17 protein-coding genes and 1 pseudogene are annotated in these 19893 nt (G+C 70.9%); 7 read left to right on the forward strand and 11 right to left on the reverse strand.

The window, feature by feature from the left end; genetic code table 11:
- The first annotated feature begins 246 nt into the window (after nt 1-246).
- Together ACWDSL_RS28300 and ACWDSL_RS28305 are read left to right on the forward strand one after the other, a co-directional pair.
- Nucleotides 247-1371 (forward strand): acyltransferase family protein, encoded by a 1125-nt coding sequence (locus ACWDSL_RS28300; protein WP_450490094.1) that lies wholly within the window; start codon nt 247-249, stop codon nt 1369-1371.
- Nucleotides 1372-1464: 93 nt separating this feature from the next.
- On the forward strand, nt 1465-1881 hold the full coding sequence (locus tag ACWDSL_RS28305) for a peptidase inhibitor family I36 protein (RefSeq protein WP_450490059.1): 417 nt from the start codon (nt 1465-1467) through the stop codon (nt 1879-1881).
- Between the two features lie 71 nt (nt 1882-1952).
- Here the strand turns inward: ACWDSL_RS28305 and ACWDSL_RS28310 are convergent, their stop codons facing one another.
- Entirely contained in the window at nt 1953-2966 is a 1014-nt protein-coding gene (locus ACWDSL_RS28310; RefSeq protein WP_450490060.1) for an NADP-dependent oxidoreductase, read from the reverse strand.
- A 100-nt stretch (nt 2967-3066) separates the two neighbouring features.
- Here ACWDSL_RS28310 and ACWDSL_RS28315 point away from each other — a divergent pair, with 100 nt between their 5' ends.
- Complete coding sequence (locus ACWDSL_RS28315) at nt 3067-3969, forward strand: LysR family transcriptional regulator (protein WP_450490062.1); 903 nt, start codon at nt 3067-3069, stop codon at nt 3967-3969.
- 78 nt (nt 3970-4047) lie between these two features.
- Here the strand turns inward: ACWDSL_RS28315 and ACWDSL_RS28320 are convergent, their stop codons facing one another.
- Nucleotides 4048-4953, reverse strand: a complete 906-nt coding sequence (locus ACWDSL_RS28320; RefSeq protein ID WP_450490064.1) for an SAM-dependent methyltransferase — start codon at nt 4951-4953, stop codon at nt 4048-4050.
- A gap of 466 nt (nt 4954-5419) precedes the next feature.
- On the opposite strand from ACWDSL_RS28320, the gene ACWDSL_RS28325 reads away from it, so the two are divergent.
- On the forward strand, nt 5420-6811 hold the full coding sequence (locus tag ACWDSL_RS28325) for a DUF222 domain-containing protein (RefSeq protein ID WP_450490066.1): 1392 nt from the start codon (nt 5420-5422) through the stop codon (nt 6809-6811).
- 29 nt (nt 6812-6840) lie between these two features.
- On the opposite strand, the pseudogene ACWDSL_RS28330 reads toward ACWDSL_RS28325, so the two are convergent.
- A pseudogene (locus tag ACWDSL_RS28330) lies at nt 6841-7376 on the reverse strand (XRE family transcriptional regulator).
- Nucleotides 7377-8013: 637 nt separating this feature from the next.
- Here ACWDSL_RS28330 and ACWDSL_RS28335 point away from each other — a divergent pair.
- The gene (locus ACWDSL_RS28335) at nt 8014-8265 is read left to right on the forward strand and encodes a hypothetical protein (protein WP_450490068.1); all 252 of its coding nucleotides are present in this window, start codon (nt 8014-8016) and stop codon (nt 8263-8265) included.
- Between the two features lie 138 nt (nt 8266-8403).
- Here ACWDSL_RS28335 and ACWDSL_RS28340 read toward each other — a convergent pair whose 3' ends face one another.
- The 3 genes from ACWDSL_RS28340 to ACWDSL_RS28350 form a co-directional block, all read right to left on the reverse strand.
- Nucleotides 8404-9444, reverse strand: coding sequence for an aldo/keto reductase (locus tag ACWDSL_RS28340; RefSeq protein WP_450490070.1), 1041 nt, complete (start codon nt 9442-9444; stop codon nt 8404-8406).
- 71 nt (nt 9445-9515) lie between these two features.
- Nucleotides 9516-11126 carry a CoA transferase gene (locus ACWDSL_RS28345; protein ID WP_450490072.1) on the reverse strand — a complete coding sequence of 537 codons (1611 nt, stop codon included), beginning with the start codon at nt 11124-11126 and terminating at the stop codon, nt 9516-9518.
- Nucleotides 11127-11172: 46 nt separating this feature from the next.
- Complete coding sequence (locus tag ACWDSL_RS28350; RefSeq protein ID WP_450490074.1) at nt 11173-11823, reverse strand: TetR/AcrR family transcriptional regulator C-terminal domain-containing protein; 651 nt, start codon at nt 11821-11823, stop codon at nt 11173-11175.
- A 74-nt stretch (nt 11824-11897) separates the two neighbouring features.
- Between ACWDSL_RS28350 and ACWDSL_RS28355 the strand changes: the two genes are divergently transcribed.
- Nucleotides 11898-13553, forward strand: coding sequence for an FAD-dependent monooxygenase (locus ACWDSL_RS28355; protein WP_450490076.1), 1656 nt, complete (start codon nt 11898-11900; stop codon nt 13551-13553).
- Here ACWDSL_RS28355 and ACWDSL_RS28360 read toward each other — a convergent pair.
- The 5 genes from ACWDSL_RS28360 to ACWDSL_RS28380 all read right to left on the reverse strand — a co-directional run bounded on the left by ACWDSL_RS28360 (nt 13550) and on the right by ACWDSL_RS28380 (nt 18922).
- Nucleotides 13550-14596, reverse strand: coding sequence for a hypothetical protein (locus ACWDSL_RS28360; RefSeq protein ID WP_450490078.1), 1047 nt, complete (start codon nt 14594-14596; stop codon nt 13550-13552). The two genes, ACWDSL_RS28355 and ACWDSL_RS28360, sit on opposite strands and share 4 nt — an antisense overlap.
- Before the next feature lie 268 nt (nt 14597-14864).
- Nucleotides 14865-15899 (reverse strand): L-idonate 5-dehydrogenase, encoded by a 1035-nt coding sequence (locus ACWDSL_RS28365; protein ID WP_450490096.1) that lies wholly within the window; start codon nt 15897-15899, stop codon nt 14865-14867.
- Between the two features lie 44 nt (nt 15900-15943).
- A complete protein-coding gene (locus ACWDSL_RS28370; protein WP_450490080.1) occupies nt 15944-16756 on the reverse strand; it encodes an SDR family oxidoreductase in 813 nt (270 codons plus the stop codon).
- A 93-nt stretch (nt 16757-16849) separates the two neighbouring features.
- Nucleotides 16850-18247: a GntT/GntP/DsdX family permease gene (locus tag ACWDSL_RS28375; protein WP_450490082.1), complete on the reverse strand. Its 1398-nt coding sequence runs from the start codon at nt 18245-18247 to the stop codon at nt 16850-16852.
- 159 nt (nt 18248-18406) lie between these two features.
- Entirely contained in the window at nt 18407-18922 is a 516-nt protein-coding gene (locus tag ACWDSL_RS28380) for a gluconokinase (RefSeq protein WP_450490084.1), read from the reverse strand.
- Between the two features lie 144 nt (nt 18923-19066).
- Between ACWDSL_RS28380 and ACWDSL_RS28385 the strand changes: the two genes are divergently transcribed.
- Nucleotides 19067-19768: a FadR/GntR family transcriptional regulator gene (locus ACWDSL_RS28385; RefSeq protein ID WP_089513189.1), complete on the forward strand. Its 702-nt coding sequence runs from the start codon at nt 19067-19069 to the stop codon at nt 19766-19768.
- The last annotated feature ends 125 nt before the right edge of the window (nt 19769-19893 follow it).

Genomic DNA, 19893 nt, shown 5'->3' on the forward strand with positions numbered 1-19893 from the left:
GGGCAGAGAGCTCGGCCGAATACGCGTTGAGGGTGACGGGGTGGCACTGAACGGGGCGACGCGGAACGAGGTGGCTTCGTGACCGCGACCGCAGGCGCACCCGCCCCCTCGTCCACGGGCCAGGGCGGCGGCCCGTCCGACGACGCGGGCAAGGAGTCGGCCGACACAGGCCCGATATCCGCGATATCCCCCGCCGACTCCCCCGTATCCCCCGCGTCCCCCGCGTCCCCCACCGCCGCGCGCCCCCTGCCCCCCGCGCTCCCGCAGACCCCCGCGCCCTCCCCCGAAGGCTCGCGCCCGTCGCGCGGCGCGCCCGTACGGCTGCGCGCCCTGGACGGGCTGCGGCTGCTCGCCGCCCTGATGGTCGCCGCGTACCACTACGGCGGCCGGGGCGGGGAGATCAGCCAGGCGTGGGGCACCTCCCCCCGCGAGCAGTTCCCCACCGCCTCGACCTACTTCGCGTACGGGTGTCTCGGCGTCCAGATCTTCTTCGTCATCAGCGGCTTCGTGATCTGCATGAGCGGCTGGGGCCGCCCCCTGCGCTCCTTCTTCGCCTCCCGCGTCTCCCGGCTGTACCCCGCCTACTGGGCCGCGATCCTCATCGTCACCGCCGTCTTCGCGCTCCCCTGGGTCGCGTTCAAGTCGGTCTCGCCCAGCGACACGCTGGTCAACCTCACGATGCTGCAGCAGCCCATCGGCGTGGACCGGGTACTGGGCGTGTGCTGGACCCTCTGGGCGGAGCTGCGCTTCTACGCCCTCTTCGCGCTCTTCGTCGTCCTCCCCGGCGCGAACCGCCAACGCGTCATCCTCTTCTGCGCCGTATGGACCCTGGGCGCCGCCCTCGCGGACGCCGCGAACCAGCCCTTCCTCGAGCTGGTCCTGATGCCGGAGTACGCCCCGTACTTCATCGGCGGCATGGGCATCTACCTGATCCACCGCTACGGCCATGACGCCCTGGCCTGGGGCATCGTCGGCCTCAGCTTCCTCATCGGCCAGCACTACGCGGTGGCCGAGCTGTGGCACGCGCCGAATCCTTCCTTCTTCTCCTACCGCTCCACGCTCGGCATCGTCGCGATCGTGGCCTTCGGCTATCTGGCGGTCGCCCTGATCGCCCTGGGCAAGTTCCACTGGGCCAACTGGCGCTGGCTCACCCTCGCGGGCGCGCTCACCTACCCCTTCTACCTGGTCCATGAGCACCTGGGCTGGGTGGTGGTCGAAGTGCTCCACCAGAAGCTGAACATCCCCTCGTACGGCACCTTCGCCCTGACCATCCTGGTGATGCTGTTCCTCGCCTGGCTGCTCTACCGCTTCGTGGAGCAACGCCTGACTCCTGTCATCAAGCGGTCGCTGACGGCCGTTCGGGTGCGCTGACGGCCCGGCCCGCCCTAGGGTCTTGTCCCGTTCGTTCGGCGCATCACCCGATGGGGCCCAATCGGGCCCGATCGGGCCAAGGAGGCAAAATAGATGAGGAACACGTTCCGTGCCCTGCTCGTGCCGGCAGCCCTCGCGGCCGCCACCGCACTGCCGGCCACCACGGCCCATGCGGCCACCGCGGCCGACGGGTACGACCGGTGTCCTGACGGCTACTACTGCATGTTCTCGGGCCTCGACGGCACCGGCGACATGATCCAGCTGAAGGGCAGCACACCGGACCTCGCGGCGCTCGGCATGAACGACCGTGCCAAGTCGGACTGGAACCGGACCTCTTCCACCATCTACCTGTGGTCCGACGCGAACTACACGGGCTGCACGGTCGTCACCTCCTCCGGCCCCACCGGCAAGGGCAATCTCTTCCCCGACTACCGGGACTTCCTCAGCTCCGTCCAGTTCGACGGCCCAGGCGGCCCGAGCTGCGGCACCCCACCCGGCGAAGACGGCTGAGCCCCTGACCCGGCTGCCTGCGCGCCTGTACCGGGCGCGCAGGCCGCCGTGCGCGCAGGCCGCCGGCCGCTTCACGGGGCTTGCGTGCGGTCGCGCACAATGATCTTGCCGGTGTTGTGACCGCGCAGCATTCCCAGGAACGCGTCCACGATGCACTCGAACCCGTCGACCACCGTCTCGTCCAGAGCGAGCCGCCCGCTCTGCAGATGCGGTACCGCAAACTCGTACAACTCCTCTTGCACGTCCCGGTAGTTGCTGACCAGGAAGCCCTCCATGCGGATGCTCTTCTCCACGATGTCCGCGTGGTCGAAGCGCGGCGGCGGCGCGTCGGGGGTGTTGTACTGGCTGATCGTGCCGATGCGTACGATGCGCCCGAACTCGCGCAGCGCTCCCACCGCCGCGGCCAGCTGCTCGCCGCCGACGTTGTCGACGAACACGTCGATGCCGTCCGGTGCGGCCTTGCCGAGCAGGGCGGCGGCGGGCCCGTCGTGGTAGTCGAAGACGGCGTCATAGCCGACCTCCCGCATGAGATGGCCGGCCTTCGCCGCCGAGCCCGCGCTGCCCACGAGCCGGCCGGCGCCGAGCAGCCGGGCGAACCGCCCGGTCGCCGTGCCCACCCCGCCGGCCGCGGCCGACACGAACAGGTCCTCACCCTCCTGGAGCCGGGCGATCCTGGTCAGGCCCACATAGGCGGTCAGGCCGGTGCCGCCGAGGATGCTCAGGTACGCGGTCAGGGGCACCCCGTCGAAGTGGGGCAGCCGCCGGATCTCCTCGGGCGTGACCACCGCGTGCGTACGCCAGCCCTGCCGGTGGAACACGATCTCACCCTCGGCCAGCCGGGGCGTGCGCGAGGCGATGACCCGCCCGATGGTCCGGCCCTCCAACGGCGCGCCGAGCGCGAAGCCGCCGGGCACGTCGTCCATCATCTCGCGGTGATAGGGGTCGACGGACCAGTAGAGGTTTTCCACCAGCGCGCTGCCGACCGCGGGGTCGGGAAGCGTGGACTCGACGAAGACGAAGTGCTCGGCGGTGGGAAAGCCGTGCGGGCGGGCGGTCTGGTGCACGGTGAGCGCGGTCTCGTTCATGACCGGACCGTAGGGCGGGAATGCTCGTGGTGGGCAGCAGGTTGGGCTCATGCGGCACCCCGTTCCATGAGCAGTTCTCATACATTGAGGTGAGCGCCCCGTGGCCCGCACGACCGACTCCGACCTCGCCCCGCACGAACTGCGCATCCTGGTGGCCGTCGCGGACACCGGCGGCTTCTCGGCCGCGGCCGGGACACTTGGCCTGACCCAGTCAGCGGTCTCCCATTCCGTACGCGGCAGCGAGCGCAAGATCGGTGCCATGCTCTTCGAACGCGGCCGCACCGGCGCCCGCCCCACCCCCGCCGGCGAGAAGGCCGTCGCACACGCCCGCCACATCCTGCGCCTGCTGGACCTCCTGACCGCCGAGGCACGCGGTGCGGCCCGGTCCGGCGCGGCGGAGGGCCCACTGCGGATCGCGGCCTTCCGCAGCGCGGCCCTCCACCTGCTGCCGCCCGTCCTCCAACAGCTGCGCGCCCGGCATCCCGGGATCGAGCCGCGAGTGCGGATCGTACGCGAGGTGGGGCGCGGCACCGCGGGCGAAGTGGCTGACGGGAAAGCCGACATAGCCATCGCCACGCTGGGCGGCTCTGCGCCGCTTCCACCGGGTCTGGTCGCACGCGGACTCTTCGAGGAGCCATACGCCCTAGTGCACGCGGCGGGACACACCGCCCCACGCTCGCTTCCGCTGGTCGACTGGGCCGAAAACTGTGGCTCGTACACCCGCGACTGGTGGGCCGCACAGGACTGGATCCCGACGGCGACCATCGAGGCCGAGGACGATGGAGCGGTGCTCGCCTTGGTGAGCGGAGGCCATGGAATGGCGATCATGCCCGCGCTCTCCTTGGCCGGAGCACCGAACTCGATCGAGATCGCCGATCTCGGCCCCCGGCGCCCGACACGCCAGGTCGGCTACGTCACCACCTCCGAGCTGGCCGGATCCGCGGTCGTACGTGCATTGGTGAGGGAACTGCGGGCCACGGTCCCGCGCGGTGTGAGCGTCTGATCCGCGAGGCCTGATCAGGTCGAGTGCGTCACCCGAGGGCGACCGGTAGTGATCGACGGGGCACGGTCGGCAGCGCGCTCAGGGCTTGTGAGCGAGGGCCGCGTGAATGCAGGAGTCGGCCTCGTCACCCGGCCGGGCGTCCGCGTCCGGCCGCCAATGGTTGGTGGCGACGATGCCGGGAGCAAGGATCTCCAATCCGGCACGTTCCAGGAATCCCGCGATGGTGACCCTGTCACGCGGTGTGACGGTGATACCGCCCTCGGCATACAGGGCGGTCAGGAGCTCCACGGTGCGCCGGTCGCCGTCATAGTCGTAGGTGCCCTGCGAGAAGACCACATAGCTGCCGGACGGCAGCTCCCCGACCAGCCGCTCGATAATGCCGGCCGGGTCGTCCTCATCTCGGACGAACAGGAAGACCGAGGCCAGGAACAGTCCGACGGGCCGGCCGAAGTCGATGGTCCTCCGTACGACCGGGGAGCGCAGAATCGACTCGGGATCGCGCACGTCGGCCATCAGGCAGCCGACCCGGGCGTCCCCCTGCCACCTGGCCGACGCCTGCGCCATGACCGCCTCGTCCCGGTCGACGTAGACGACCTTGCAGGCCGGGTCGACGGCCTGCGCCACCTCATGGACGTTCGGTGCGTGATCCGGCCCGGAGCCGATGTCCAGGAACTGCCGGATGCCGTACTGCTGGGCGACGGTACGCACCGCCCGCAACATGAATCGGCGCTGATTGCGGGCGATGAGGCCGACATTGGGCACCCGCTGCCGTATCCGTTCCGCCAGTGTCAGTTCTCGGCCCGCGTCGCCTTCCCGGTCCCCGCCGTCTTCCCCGCCATCTTTCCCGGCGCCCTTCCCGTCGTCTTTCCCGGCGCCCTTCCCGGCGCCCTTCCCGGCGCCCTTCCCGGCGCCCTTCCCGTCGTCCAGGAAGTGCGCGTACAGCCGTCCTTCGTGCGTGGCAGCTGGGATGTCATGAGAAGTCATGCCGCTCTCCCGTGGTCTCGCCCTCTTCCTCTTCGGCACCGTGCGTACGTCAGCGGTCACCGAACGGTCAGCACGATCTTGCCCATGACCCGGCCGGACTCACTCAACTCGCGTGCTTTGGCGACTTCCTGTAGCGGCAGGACCTCCCCAAGGAAGCCGCCGTGCCTGGTCCGCCGGGCTGTGCCGATGACGTGCGCGCCGCGATCCTTGGCGATCTGGACCGTCAGCTGCCCGATACCTCAAGGCGGCATGTGCCAATGGCCGGCAAGGGACAGGTGATCGAGCGTGCAGGGGAACGCGGGGGGCTGGCCGACGGGGGATGGATGGAGTTCCCGGTTCCGAACAGTCACTCGAAGGGGTGGAGTTGAGGGCGTGACCTGGCTGTATTACCGAGAGTGAGGGAGAGTGTACGTGTGAGCCCGCCGGGGGAGGCGGGTGTTGAGCGCATCACTGGGGGGTGATCGCCATGGGGGACAACACCACGACCATTACTGAGACCGTCAGCCGTGCTCCGGCTCCCGCGCCGGCCCTGGCCCCGCCCGTGGTTCCGGGGTCGCCGGACGAGTGGGCTGCCTATCTGGCCGACATGGCTCCGGGACCGCAGACGGCAGTCGTGCTGCCGCTCCTGGACCCGGAGAAGCTGTCCCACGGGGGCCGTATTGACGCGCTGAAGTCCCTGGAGCGGCATGCGGCGTGGATCCAGGCGCAGCAGGTACACATCCTGGCGGCCCTGGACGCCGATGCGCAGGCTGCGCTGCCGGACGGCAAATGGAACGAGAGCATCGAGGGCGAATGGAACTTCGCGTGTGAGGAAGTGGCCTGCGCACTGAAGCTGTCGGGGACGACAGCCGCCAAGCGCCTGCAGGTGGCCCGTGAGCTGGACAGCCACTACCCGACCACGCTGGGCATGCTGGAGCGCGGTGAGATCTGCTACATGCAGGCCGTTGCTGTCACCGAGGCCTGCGGCGTCCTCGACCCGCTGCTTGCCGCGCAGGTCGAAGCCGCCATGGCCGGGAAGATGCCGGGCCTGGCCACCGGGCAGACCCGGCGGGCGCTGGCCCGGGAGATCGTACGGGCGGATCCGCATGGGGCCGAGGAGCGGCATCGCAAGCGGAAGCGTGAGCGGCAGATGGTCCACTATCCGCAGGACGACGGCATGGCGATGTGGGGAGCGATCCTGCCGGCCGAGCAGGCTGCCCGCATGAACCAGGCCGTGGACGCGCATGCGGCCACGCTGCCGGATGAGGGGCGGACGCTGGAGCAGAAGCGGGTGGACGCCCTCTTCGACCTGGTCGTCAACCGCGCCGTTACCAGCGGCACCAGCGGCAGCGGTGTGGGCCAGGTCCCGGGTGGGCGGTCGGCGGCCGTCGTGCAGGTCACCGTCCCGCTGGATGTTCTGATCGGGGAGAGCGAGGAGCCCGCGCAGCTCAAGGGGTACGGGCCGATCACCGCGGGGCAGGCGAGGGAAATCGCGTTCGCCGAGGGGACGATCTGGCGGCGTCTGATCATCGAGCCGAAGACCGGGATGCTCGTCAAGACCGACCCGACGACGTACAAGCCGACGGCCGAGACGGAGCGGCATGTGATCGCCCGGGACGGCCGGTGCACCTTCCCCACCTGCCGAATGCCCGCCCACCGCTGCGACCTCGACCACATCCAACCCTTCAACCACGACGATCCGACGGCAGGAGGGCAGACCGTTCCGGAAAACCTGGGTCCGTTGTGCCGACGCCACCATGTGATGAAGACCCACCATCCGGGATGGCGAGTCGCCCGGGATGCCGACACCGGGATCGCCACGTGGACCGCGCCCACTGGCCACAGCTACACCAGCTCACCCCACAACTACCTCGAATGACCCGAGCGGCGGCACGGAGCATGCGGCCGCTATCGCGAGGCGGCCGACGAGAGTTCTGGGATGGGCACGCCACCGGACCACAGCTCCTCCGCGTGTTCCGCGAAGCGAGAGAACATCCCCACGTCACCATGGCGCCGCAGATGCATCAATGGCGAATCATGGCCGACGAGCCGGGCCAAGTGCGGAGTGACGAGTGCCTCGTCGTCGAAGCGGAAGACCGAGAGGGAAACGTGGTTCACGGCATCGACCGGAGCGGAAAACCGTGCTTCCAGACCCTGCACCTCACCTATCTTGGCAAGTAGCTCCAGGGTCATCTTGATACGCGTGGAGACCGTCAGAGCGACATCCTCGATCTCTTCGCGCTGCCGGGCCACCGGTCCATCCGGGTCGCCGAGCAGGAAGCGGACCCCGCAACCGCTCTCCACCTTCCGCCGCAGCGTTTCGCCCCGGCGATCAGGTCGGCCCAGACCGTCGAAGGACATGCGGACCGGTAGGCGTAGCTTGGGACGAGCTCCCGGTCGCCGCCGGTCTTCAGCCGGTCCCTCACAGCTTTCGGCCACAGCATCTCTGCGTCAGCTCCCAACACCTCAGAGGTGTCTACCCGATTCCTGGCGTGCGGGATGAGCTCTTCGTCCGCGATCCATCGTTCAACGGTCTTACCGGAGACGCCCACCCGGATAGCGAGCTGCCTCGGTGACAGCCCAGCGGACTCGATAGCCGATCGTAGGGCCGTGTTCAAGGCTCCCCCTGGGGACGTTTGGGCGTTTTCAACGGTAGCGCCGAAACGCCCCAACCGTCCCTGCTTCGGCAGGCGATACGTCCGCCATGGGGGATCAGGATTCCCAGGATGAATGGCTTGCGCTTGTTGCCGTGGTCCGACCCCGACGGCAAGCCGTGCTACCTGGCGACGGACGACGGCACCAGCCCACTGAGCCGCAGGGCGGACGAGATCGAGGCGTTACAGGTGTCGATGAGGAGGGAACTCCTCGGCCACGCCCGTGCGCTGCTCGGGGACTGCAAGGCGGACGCGCGGGAACTGCGGTTCCTGGCGGAGCGGCCATGTGAGGCGCTGCGCGACGTGCTGCGGGTGGCCGAGAGAGCAGAGGCGGGCGCCTGCCCACACCCGACGACAGATGCGCGGCCGATCCGGACGACCCGAGCCAGGGCAGGGGCCCCGCCGCTGCGAGCGCCAAGGGGGCATCATGACCGGCTGGCAGGTCGGACCCGTCCCGGGGCGGGGACTGCACCGTACGCACGATGGAGAGCTCGCACTGCCGCTCCACATCAGCAGCGACGGACACCGCCACGCCATCACCGAACTAGAACTGACCCCCGCCGAGGCCGAGCAACTGCACGCAGCCCTCTGCTACGCACTGGGCGACCAGCCCCCACCCGCAGACGCACCCGAATGCCGCCAGCCGGTCCACTACCCAGGAGGCCGACACCGGTACTGAGAACGACCGCCCGTCCCCGTGTCGCCATCCCCCGCCTGATGGGGGCGGGCGGTTCTGATGCGGCCCTGGAACGGATGCCCACCCGTTCCGGGGCCGTTCCGCATGCCGTGCAGAAGGCGACCGGCCGATCTGATAGCGCTAGCCCTCCCGGGCCGCGGAGGTGAGTGACATGTCCGCTTCGCGGTCGCCCGCCACCCGGCCGGCGATCGGCTCAAGCAGCGCCAGTTGTTCGGAGGTCAGCGTGATCCGGGTGGCCGCGGCGTTCTCGAGGAGGCGGCTGCGCTTACGGGTCCCGGGGATGGGGACGACGGTCAGGCCGTGGGTCTGGGCCCGCTGCTGGACCCAGGCCAGGGCGATCTGGGCGGTGGTGGCGCCGTGGTCGGCTGCGATCTGGTGGAGGGGGGCCAGGAGGGCGGCGTTCGTCTTGGCGTTGTCGCCGGTGAGGCGCGGTTGGGACTGCCGGAAGTCGTCGTTGGAGAGGTCCTTGCCCGCGTCGGCGAAGGCGCCGGCCAGAAAGCCCCTGCCGAGCGGCGAGTACGGCACGAAGGCGACGCCCAGTTCGGCGGCCGCGCCCACCGCGCTGCGCTCGGCGTCCCGGCTGAAGAGCGACCACTCGGACTGCAGGGCGGTGATCGGGTGCACCGCGTGCGCCTCGCGCAGTTCGGCGCCGGTGACCTCGCTCAGGCCGAGGTGTTTGACCTTGCCTTCCCGGATCAGGTCGGCCATGGCGCCGACGGACTCGGCGAACGGGACGGCGGGGTCGCGACGGTGCATGTAGTAGAGGTCGATGACCTCGACGTTCAGGCGGCGCAGGCTCGCCTCGACGGCCTTTTTGACGTAAGCGGGATCGTTGCGGATGGCCCGGTAGCCCGGGTCGTCGGCGCGGCGCTCGACGCCGAACTTGGTGGCCAGGGTGATCTCGTCGCGGTGCGCGGCGACGAACGGCGCGAGGAATTCCTCGTTGGCGCCGATGCCGTACAGATCGGCGGTGTCGATGAGGGTGACGCCCGCCTCGACGGTGGCCTCCAGGGTGTCGCGGGCGGCCGCGTCGTCCGTCTGTCCGTAGGCGTGGCTGATGCCCATGGCGCCGAAGCCCTGGACACCGACGAGGGGGCCGCCGGTGCCCAGCTCGACCTTGCTGATCGGTTCGATGGCGCTGCTTTCGATGGCGTTGCTCATGCCGGTCACGCTAGGAGCTTCAAGTGCGCTTCAAGCAAGCCCGCTTGAGGCAAGCAGGTGCGCGCGAAGTGTCAGAGCCAGACCGGGGCGTCGGTGCCCCAGAGGGTCGGCGGGTGGGCCCAGTCGCGGGGGCCGTCGGCGTAGCCGAGGGGTGGGCGGGCGTAGCACAGCCGGCCGTACGGGGTGGGGCGTTCGGCCAGCCAGGGGGCGGGGTCGTACGGGGCGGCGGAGGCGGCGGAGGCGGCAAGTGTGTCGGAGGTGGCGAGTGTGTCGGAGGTGGCGAGTGTGTCGGGGGTGATGCCGTGCATCAGCCAGGAGGCCGTGGCGGCCAGGGAGAAGCGCAGATGGCGTCCGCCGCCGCTCTCGTGGCGTTCGGCCAGGGACCGCAGCACCGCAGCGGCGAGCAGATAGCCCGTGCCGTGGTCCAGAGCCTGCGCGGGCAGTACGCCGGGGTGGCCGTCGGGGGCGGCTTCGAGGGCGGCGATACCGCATGCGGCCTGGACGAGGCTGTCGAAACCGCGCCTGCCCGCCCACGGGCCGGACCAGCCCCATGCGGACACCTGGGCGACGACGAGTCCGGGGCGGCGTTCCAGCAGGGCGTCGGGGGCGAGGCCGAAGCGGTCGAGGGCGCCCGGGCGGTAGCCGGTGACCACGACATCGGCGCGGTCGAGCAGTTCCTCGAAGGTCCGCCGGTCCCTGGGGTCGGCGAGGTCCAGCCGGGTGGAGCGCTTACCGAAGCCGGTGTCGGTGTGGGCGTCCGGGTCCTCCGGAAGGTGCGGGGAGTCGATACGCAGTACGTCCGCGCCGAGCAGCGCCAGGGTGCGGGTGGCCACGGGCCCGGCGATGACCCGGGTCAGGTCGAGGACCCGTACCCCGCTCGCGGGCAGGGGCGCGGGCGGCAGGGGGCGGGCGGCGGCTTCTCCGATGTGGCGGGATTCGATCAACGCGGGACCGGGCAGCGGGATGGCGGGCGCTGCGGCGGGACCGGTGGCGGGTGCTGCGGCGGCCCCGGCGGCGGGTGCTGCGGCGGCCCCGGTGGTGGGCTGCGGCGGCAGCGCTACCGCTACGGCCAGGCCGCCCGCTTCGTACACCGTCTCCTGGATCCACTGGGCCGGGCGGGCCGCCAGTTCCTCCGCGAGGCGCTTGACGAGCACGTCCTCATCGCCGTCGTCGGCTATCCCGAGGGCGGGCAGCAGGCGGGCGCGGTGGTGGGGGTAGTTGGCGTGGGTGCGCACCCAGCCGTCGGCCGCGCGCCAGAAGCCGGACAGCGGCGCGAAGTTCGTCGGCTTCCGACCGTCGATCCGCAGATGCCGCTCGCTGATGAACGCGGTGGCGACCGCGGCCTCCGCCACCCGTACGGCCGGGACCGCTCCCCCGGACCGCCGCGCCGCGAGTTCGGCCGCGGCGAGGGAGCACGCTCCGACGGTGGCGCGGGCCAGCTCGCGTACGGGCAGGCGGGCGGGCAGAACACCGCCGGCGGGGACGTACGACACCTTCTCCAGCAGGTCCGGGGCGCCACCGAGGGCGGTCCATGCGTGCACGGTCGCGGCGTCCGTATCGGCGTCGGCCTCGGCGGCCGTATCGGCGTCGGTCTCGGCGGCCGTATCGGCGTCGGTCTCGGCGGCCGTATCGGCGTCGGCCTCGGCGGCCGTATCGGCGTCGGCCTCGATTCGGTGTGTCATGCAGTCATTGTGCAGGGCACCGGGCCGGGCGCCTCAAGACCGCGCCTCAAGACCGTGCGTCAGGACCCATGGTCGCCTCGATGCCCGCGACGATGGCGCGCAGCCCCTCCTCGAAGCGCGCCTCGTAATCCGTGAACAGGTCCGCGCCCGCCTCCGCCGCCAGCGCGTACTCCTCGCCGATGAGCTTCGCGCGCTCCTGGACGTCGTAGCCCTCCGCCCGCTCGCCGGGCATCGGCTCCACCGCCTGTTCCTCGATCACGAACCCGAGGGTGAACGCGTACGCGACGAAGGATGCGCGGGCGGCGGTGCCGGGGGTGAAGCCCGCCGAGACGAGCGCGCGCAGGTGCTCGTTCTGGCCGGGGGCGTGTGAGGTGTCCGTGAAATGGCTGCCGCTGAAGACCTTGGCGCCGTCGCGGTAGCGCAGAAGCGCACGGCGCAGCGCCCGCTGGGCGTCCGCGACGCGATCCTGCCAGGTGGCGGCGGGGGCCGCCGCCGCACCGGCCGCCATCTCGCGGTACATGGCGGTGGCCATCTCGTCGAGGAGGGCCTGCTTGTTCTTGAAGTGCCAGTAGAGGGCGGGCGCCTGGACGTTCAGCTCCTTGGCGATCCGGCGCAGCGTGAGCCCTTCGAGACCCACCTCGTTCAGCAGCCGCAGCGCGGTGTCCACCACCTGCGCGCGGTCCAGTCGCGTCGCCATGCGCCGATTCTCCCAGGCCGTCGCCCGGCCGATGACGCTTGACAATTTAACGCCGTTAAGGGCACTCTCGCGACATGGAACTTAACAACGTTAAGGAAGCGGTACTGATCGTCGGGGCCGGGCCCTCCGGTCTGACCCTCGCGATCGACCTGGCCCGGCGCGGGGTGCGCGCCCGCGTGGTCGAGCGAGGGGCGGACCTGTTCCCCGGGTCGCGTGGCAAGGGGCTGAACCCACGGACGCAGGAGGTCTTCGACGACCTGGGAGTGATCGACGCGGTGCGGCGGGCGGGCGGGCCGTATCCACTGATGCTGGGCTGGGAGGACGGCACGCGGCTCGGCACGTACGACATGATCGAACGGGGCCGGCCGACGCCGGGCACGCCGTACGCGGACATGTGGATGGTCCCGCAGTGGCGCACCGCGCGGCTGCTGTACGCGCGGCTCCAAGAGCTGGGCGGCTCCGTCGAGTTCGGCACCGAGCTCACCGGCCTGACACAGAACGCCGACGGCGCCGAGGCGCGGCTGTCCCGCGCCGACGGCTCGGCCGCGACCGTACGGGCCGCCTATCTGGTGGCCGCCGACGGTGGCCGCTCCACCGTGCGCAGGACGCTCGGCATCCCCATGACCGGCAAAACCGTGGACCCAAGCCCCATGCTGGTCGCGGACGTCCGACTGGACGATGACCGGCTCGACCGCGGCCACTGGCACGCATGGCCGAAGGCGAAGGGCGGCACGGTCGCGCTGTGCCCGCTCGCCGGGACCGACCACTTCCAGCTGTTCGCCCAATACGAGGACGCCGACGCCGACGCCGCGCCGGACACCTCGGCCGAGGCGGTGCGGCAGCTGATCGCCGAGCGCACCCACCTCGCGGCGTCCGATGTGCGCGAGGTGTCGTGGGCCTCGGACTTCCGGGCGCGGGCGGCGATGGCGGAGCGGTTCGCCGAGGGCCGGGCCTTCCTGGTGGGGGACGCGGCGCATATCCACTCCCCCGCGGGCGGCCAGGGCCTCAACACCGGCGTGCAGGACGCGTACAACCTCGGCTGGAAGCTGGGGCAGGTGCTGCGGCACGGGGCGGACCCGGCGCTGCTGGACACCTACGAGGAGGAGCGGCTGCCGGTCGCCGCCGGGGTGCTCGGCATCAGCACCCGTATCCACCGCGCCCATCGGGCGGGTGACGAGGAGGGGGAGCGCCGCGGGCCCGAAGTGCGGCAGCTCGGGCTGAACTACCGCGGCGGCCGACTGGCGGTGGACCGACGGCCCGCGGCAGAAGGCGTTGCGGCGGCAGGCGGTGCGGCGGCAGGCGTTGCGGCAGAAGGCGTTGCGGCGGAAGACGTTGCGGCGGAAGACGTTGCGGCGGCAGGCGCCGTACGCGAAAGCGCCGCGGCAGAACGCTCCGCGGACCGGTACGAAAGTCCGCGCGCGGGCGACCGGGCCCCGGACGCGCCGTGCGCCCGGCCCGACGGCGAGCCGTTCCGCCTGTTCGACGCCTTCCGTGGCCCGCATTTCACGCTGCTGGCCCTCGGTGACACCGAACTCCAGCCCGTCCGCGCGGACTTCGTCCGTACGTACCGGATCGGCGGCCCCGAGCCCGATCTGCTCGACCCCGACGGGCATATCCGCGCCGGCTACGGGGAGCGCGGGCTCTTCCTCGTCCGCCCCGACGGCTACATCGGTTTCGCGGCGGACGAGGAAGCCGGGCTACGTGACTATCTGGCCGGGCTCGGCGGCTAGGCCGCGCCCGCCTGACGGTACAGATCCAGCGCCTCGTTCCCGAGGGTCGGGTGGTACTCGTTGTTGCCCGCGCTCACGCTGATGTTGCCGACGAGGTAGCCGCCGCCGTTCGAGGTGTCGAAGTCGGCCAGGAAGCCGCCGCCGCTCGAACCCCCGGTCTGTACGCAGTCGATGCCCCACATCGTGGAGCCGGGCCGCCCCGCGTCGGGGTACTCGTCGCCCTCGCAGTGGTTCAGGCGCTCGCCGTTGCCCTCCGCGGCCGAGCCTCCGTAGCCGAAGGAGTGGACGTGGCGGCCGGTGGGCGAGTTGAAGGCGATGCCCTGGGCGCCGACGGTGTCGACCAGCGACCGCCCGTTCACCTGGCCCATGACGGCGAAGGCGAGGTCCCAGTTGGCGTTGCCGCCCGTGGAGACGTACTGGCCGAGGTGGAACAGCGACCTGGCGGTGAAGGTGCCGAAGGGGCGGTTGCCGTTGGCGTAGCCCGGGATGAAGACCCAGTTGCGGTAGACCTCTCCGCTGCCCGCGTCCACGACGCAGTGCCCGGCGGTGAGGACGACGGACTTGTTGTCGGCGTTGGCGACGGTGGCCGAGCAGGCGAACGTGCCTCCGGAGGCGTTCTGGAAGAACACCTTGCCGGCCGTGGTGCCGATCAGGCCGCCCCCGGTCCAGGGGGTGGGCGAGGAGGCGGCCACCGAGGGGGCGGTGCCCGAGGACGACACCGAGGCCGGGATGGACTTGGGCGCGGACACCGGGGGGACCGTCACCCGCGGTCCGGCGGCCGACGGTCCGGCGGCCGACCCGCCGGCGTCCGACGGTCCGGCGGCCGACGCGCCGGTCTGGCGCAGTGTGGTGACGTCCCGTGCGGTGCGCAGGCGTTCGGCGGTCCAGAAGCGCAGCGCGGACCGCTGCTGCTCGGCGGAGAAGGAGGTCTCCTGCGCGGACCTGGGCGGCGGGGGCGGGGTGGGCGCGGCCTGGGCGGTACCGAGGGTCCAGCCCATGGCGGCGACGGTTATCGCGCTTAAGAAGGTGATGGCACGTCTCATGGAAGGGGCTCCACGTCCGTTGAGGGGGGTGCGTGGTGCGTTCGGATTGCCGCGCGAGCTGGCCCGACAACGTTGTCCAACCCGCGTCGCGGAAAGCCTGCCACGATTGGTCTAGGCATGTCCATGGCATGCGGCGCATCCGTATCCGCATCCGTGTCCGCAAACGACGGACGGCGTGGCGGAGTCAGCTCCGCCACGCCGTACCGCTCTACTCCTTACCGCGCCACCCCGTACCGCTCTACTCCGTACCGCTCTACTCCGTACCGCTCTACTCCGCGCCGAACTCCAGCAGCACCTTGCAGGAGCGGCTGCGGTCGGCGGCCAGCGCGAAGGCGTCGACCGACTCCCGTACCGGCCGGACCGCGCTGATCAGCGACTCCAGGGACGGCTCGGCCGCCAGCAGCCGCAGCGCGTCATCGAACTCCGCGTGGAAACGGAACGCCCCGCGCACCTCGATCTCCCGGCTGACCAGCAGGTTCCCCGCGATCGGGCTCTGCCCGGGCGGCAGCATGCCCAGCTGTACGACGACGCCGCCGCGCCGGATCAGGCGCACACAGGTGTCGAGGCCTGCCGCCACGCCGGACGCCTCGATCGCCACGTCCACCTCGCCGTCCGGCCAGTTCGGGTCGGCCGGGTCGTCGGCCCGTACGCATGCGGTGGCCCCGGCCGAGGCCGCGAACTCCAGGGCCCGCGGCAGCAGATCGGTCACCGTGATCCGCGCGGCGCCCGCCGCGCGCGCCGCGGCCACGACCAGACAGCCGATCGGCCCGGCGCCCGTGACCAGCACATGACGGCCCTTGAGATCACCGGCGCGCCGTACCGCGTGCAGACCGACCGCAAGCGGCTCAGCGAGCGCGGCGCGGCGCAGCTCAAGACCCTCGGGCAGGGCCCGCAGCTGCTCCGCCGGGACGGCTATACGGCCCGCGAAGCCGCCCTGGACGTGCGGGGTCCGCGCGGCGCTGCCCAGGTAGCGGGTGTCGCGGCAGACGTTGGCCCGGCCGTCCGCGCACTCGGGGCACACCCCGCAGGGCGTGGCCGGGTGGACGGCGACGGGCGTACCGGGCGCGGGCCCGCTCGCGCCCTCTCCGTATCCGACGACCGTGCCGACGACCTCATGGCCCAGCACCATCGGCTCGCTCAGCCGGAAGTCGCCGACCCCGCCGTGGCGGTGGTAGTGCAGATCGGATCCACAGATCCCGCCGTAGCGGATCGCGACGACGGCCTGCCCGGGAGCCGGGGTCGGCTCGGGGAGCTCGTCGACCCGCAGATCGCCCTGCCCATGGATCACACAGCCAAGCACCATGTCCTCCACCCACACCTCTCTGTGCTCATCGTGCTCATCCGTGTTCAGAGCACGCTCGTCATGCCGCCGTCTACGTACAGGATCTGCCCGCTCACGAAGTCCGCCGCGGGGGACGCGAGATAGAGCAGCGCGCCGACCAGGTCCTCGGTGCGCCCCCAGCGGCCCGCCGGGGTCCGGCCGCGCACCCAGGCGCTGAACTTCTCGTCCTCGACGAGCGGCCGAGTCAGCTCCGTCTCGATATAGCCGGGGCCCAGCCCGTTGACCTGGATTCCGTACGGGCCCCAGTCGGCGCACATGCCCTTGGTCAGCATCTTCAGCGCGCCCTTGGTGGCCGCGTAGGGGGCGATACCGGGGCGCACCACCTCGCTCTGCAGCGAGCAGATGTTGACGATCTTTCCGTGTCCGCGCTCGGTCATCCGCCGGGCGGCCTCGCGGCCCACCAGGAACGCGCTGGTGAGGTTGGTGTCCAGGATCTGGTGCCAGTCGGCGTCGGTGAACTCCAGCAGCGGGGCGCGGTTCTGCATACCCGCGTTGTTGACCAGGATGTCGAGCGGGCCGACCCGCTCCTCCACCTCGGCGATCCCCGCGGTGACGGAGGGGCCGTCGGTGACGTCGAAGGCGGCGGTGTGGACGGTGGCGGCGTGGACGGTGGCGGTGTTCCTCGTCGCCTCCACGGAGTCGACGCTTTCGGTGAGCTCGGCCGCCGCGGCCTTGAGCCGTTCCGGGTCACGGCCGTTGAGCACCACCGTGCAGCCCGCCTCCAGCAGGCCCCGGGCGAGCGCGTGGCCGATGCCCCGGCTGGAGCCGGTGACGAGGGCGGTGCGGCCCGCGATGTCGAAGAGCGGATGTGTCGCCATGGGTATGCGTTCCCCCAGTTCGCTGGATGAGCTGTCTCGCTGGATGAGCTGTGTCGCTGGTTGCGATGACCGGGTCGCTAGATGACCAGGTCGCTAGATGACCAGTGAGAGCAGCAGGACGAAGCCGAGCGAGACGACGGAGATGATGGTCTCCATCACCGACCAGGTCCGTAGGGTCTGGCCGACGCTCATCCCGAAGTACTCCTTGACCAGCCAGAACCCGGCGTCGTTGACATGGCTGAAGAACAGCGACCCGGCGCCGATGGCAAGGACGAGCAGCGCGGTGTGCGTGGTGCTCATATCGGCCGCGAGCGGGCCCATCAGTCCGGCGGCGGAGATCGTGGCCACGGTCGCCGAGCCGGTCGCCAGCCGGATGCCCACCGCGATCAGCCAGCCGAGCAGCAGCGCGGAGACGTTCCAGTCCTTGGAGACGTCCATGATCATGTCGCCGACGCCGATGTCGACCAGCGTCGCCTTGAAGCCGCCGCCCGCGCCGACGATCAGCAGGATGGAGGCGATCGGGGCGAGCGAGGTCTCGACCGTGGACGTCAGCCGGTCCTTGGTGAAGCCGGCCGCCCGGCCGAGCGTGAACATTCCGACGATGACCGCCGCGAGCAGCGCGATCAGCGGCGAGCCGACGACGTCGGCAACCCGCTGGACGCCGCTCGAAGGGTCGTCCACGACGATGTCGACGAGCGCCTTGCCGAGCATCAGGACGACGGGCAGCAGCACCGTGGCCACGGTGACCCCGAACCCGGGGCGGCGCTCCAGCTCCTCCGAGGGGCGGGCCGGGATGAGCCGGTCGGGCGGGGTGACATCCACCCAGCGGGCGGCGACACGCGCGAAGAGCGGTCCGGCGATCACGACGGTGGGCAGCGCGACCAGCACACCCAGCGCGAGGGTGACGCCCAGGTTGGCCTTGACCGCGTCGATCGCGGCGAGCGGGCCAGGGTGCGGCGGCACCAGGCCGTGCATGACGGACAGACCGGCGAGGGCCGGGATACCGATGCGCATCAGCGAGTAGTTGCCGCGCTTGGCGACCAGCAGCACGACCGGGATCAGCAGCACCATGCCGACCTCGAAGAAGAGCGGCAGCCCGATGATGCCTGCGATCAGCGCCATCGCCCACGGCATGGTGCGGTTGTTCGCCTTGGCGAGGATCGTGTCGACGATCTCGTCCGCTCCCCCGGAGTCCGCGAGGAGCTTGCCGAGTATGGAGCCGAGCGCGATCAGCACGCCGACGCCCGCGACCGTAGTGCCGAGCCCGGCCGTGAAGCTGGCGATCGCCTTGTCCAGCGGCGCGCCCGCGACGGCCCCGAGGGCCAGCGAGCCGATGGTCAGCGACAGAAAGGCGTGCAGCTTGAACTTGGTGATGAGGAGGACGATGACGGCGATGCCGACGAGGACGGCGATTCCCAGCTGGGCGTGACCGGCCGACGTGATCGGGTCGACGGGATCCGCTGCCAGCATCTCGACGCTGAGACTGGTCACGGAGGCTTCCTTTGCGTGCGTGTGTTGGCCGTGTGTGTCTTGGCCGTACGTTTGTTTATCCGGGTATGCCGGATACGGCCCGGGGACGGGGCAGAGGGGACGGAGAGGGGGACGGGATGAGGGACGGGATGAGGGACGGGATAGGGGACCGGGCGGGCGCTAGCGCTGGACTTCGAGCCGCCGCAGCGCGGCGACGGCCAGCTCGGTGATGGCCTCGGGGTTCGGGGTGATGTCCACCACGACGCCGTTCTCGTCCGGCTGGAGCGGTTCGAGGGTGGCCAGCTGCGAGTCGAGCAGACCGAGCTTGAAGAAGTGGCCCTTGCGGGCCTCCAGCCGCTCGGCGATCTGCTCGCGACCGCCGGTGAGGTGGAGGAAGAAGATGCCGGGGGCGGCGGCGCGGAGCCGGTCGCGGTAGGCGCGCTTGAGCGCGGAGCAGCTGACCACTCCGCCACCCGCGGAGTGTTCGTGGGCCCATGCGCCGATGGCGTCCAGCCAGGGTCGGCGGTCGTCGTCGTCGAGCGGGACACCGGCCGACATCTTGGCGATGTTGGCCGGAGGGTGGAAGTCGTCGGCCTCGGCGTACGGAACGCCGAGCTCGGCGGCCAGCTGCTCGCCGACCGTGGACTTGCCCGTGCCGGACACTCCCATGACCACGACAACCTGGGGGGTCTGCATCGATACCTCGCTGTCTTCTCCGGCGCTGTCTTCTTCGACCTCGGCGCCGCGGCACACTCAACCCCACAGGTACGACGTATTCAAGAGTCCGTGACCTAAAAGTCATACTTATTTGAGATGCGGCTCGCCACGTAGGCTGAGCCCATGGACAACCAGGGGCGGGGACAGCACGCACGCGTGCTGGCATCCCTCGGGCCCGCGATCACCGCAGGCGAATATCCACCAGGCACCGTGCTGCGTACGGACGAGCTGGAGCAGCGCTTCGACGTCTCCCGGACCGTCGTACGCGAGGTGGTGCGCGTCCTGGAGTCCATGCACATGGTGGAATCCCGCCGCCGGGTCGGGGTGACGGTGCGCCCGACCGACGAGTGGGACGTCTTCGACCCGCAGGTCATCCGCTGGCGGCTGGCGGGCGCCGACCGGCCGCGCCAGCTGCGCTCGCTGACCGCGCTGCGCTCGGCGATCGAACCGGCCGCGGCGGCGCTGGCCGCCGAGCACGCCACCCCCGAGCAGTGCGCCGAGCTCACCGAACACGCCCTCAACATGGTGGCCACCTCACGCGGCCAGCAGCTGCCCGCCTACCTGATCCACGACATCGCGTTCCACCGGGTGATCCTCAAGTCCTCGGGCAACGAGATGTTCGCGCGCCTCGGCGATGTGGTCGCGGAGGTGCTGACGGGGCGCACCGAGCACCAGGTGATGTTCAGCGACCCGGACCCGGAGGCGGTCACCCTGCACGTACGGGTCGCCGAGGCCGTACGGGCGCGGGACGCGGCGCTGGCGGAGGCGTACACACGGGAGATCACGGTCGGCGCGCTGCGGGAGCTGGACATCCTGGCGCCGTAGCCAACTTGCGGTGAGTATGAGACAGCGACACGCCGTCACGGACACCGGACTGTTCGATGTCGTCCGCCGGGACTACGTACGCGGCGGCGCCCCGACCGTGCTGCGGCTGAAGCTGCCCGCCGGAC

The sequence above is a fragment of the Streptomyces sp. NPDC000941 genome, from assembly GCF_053599555.1.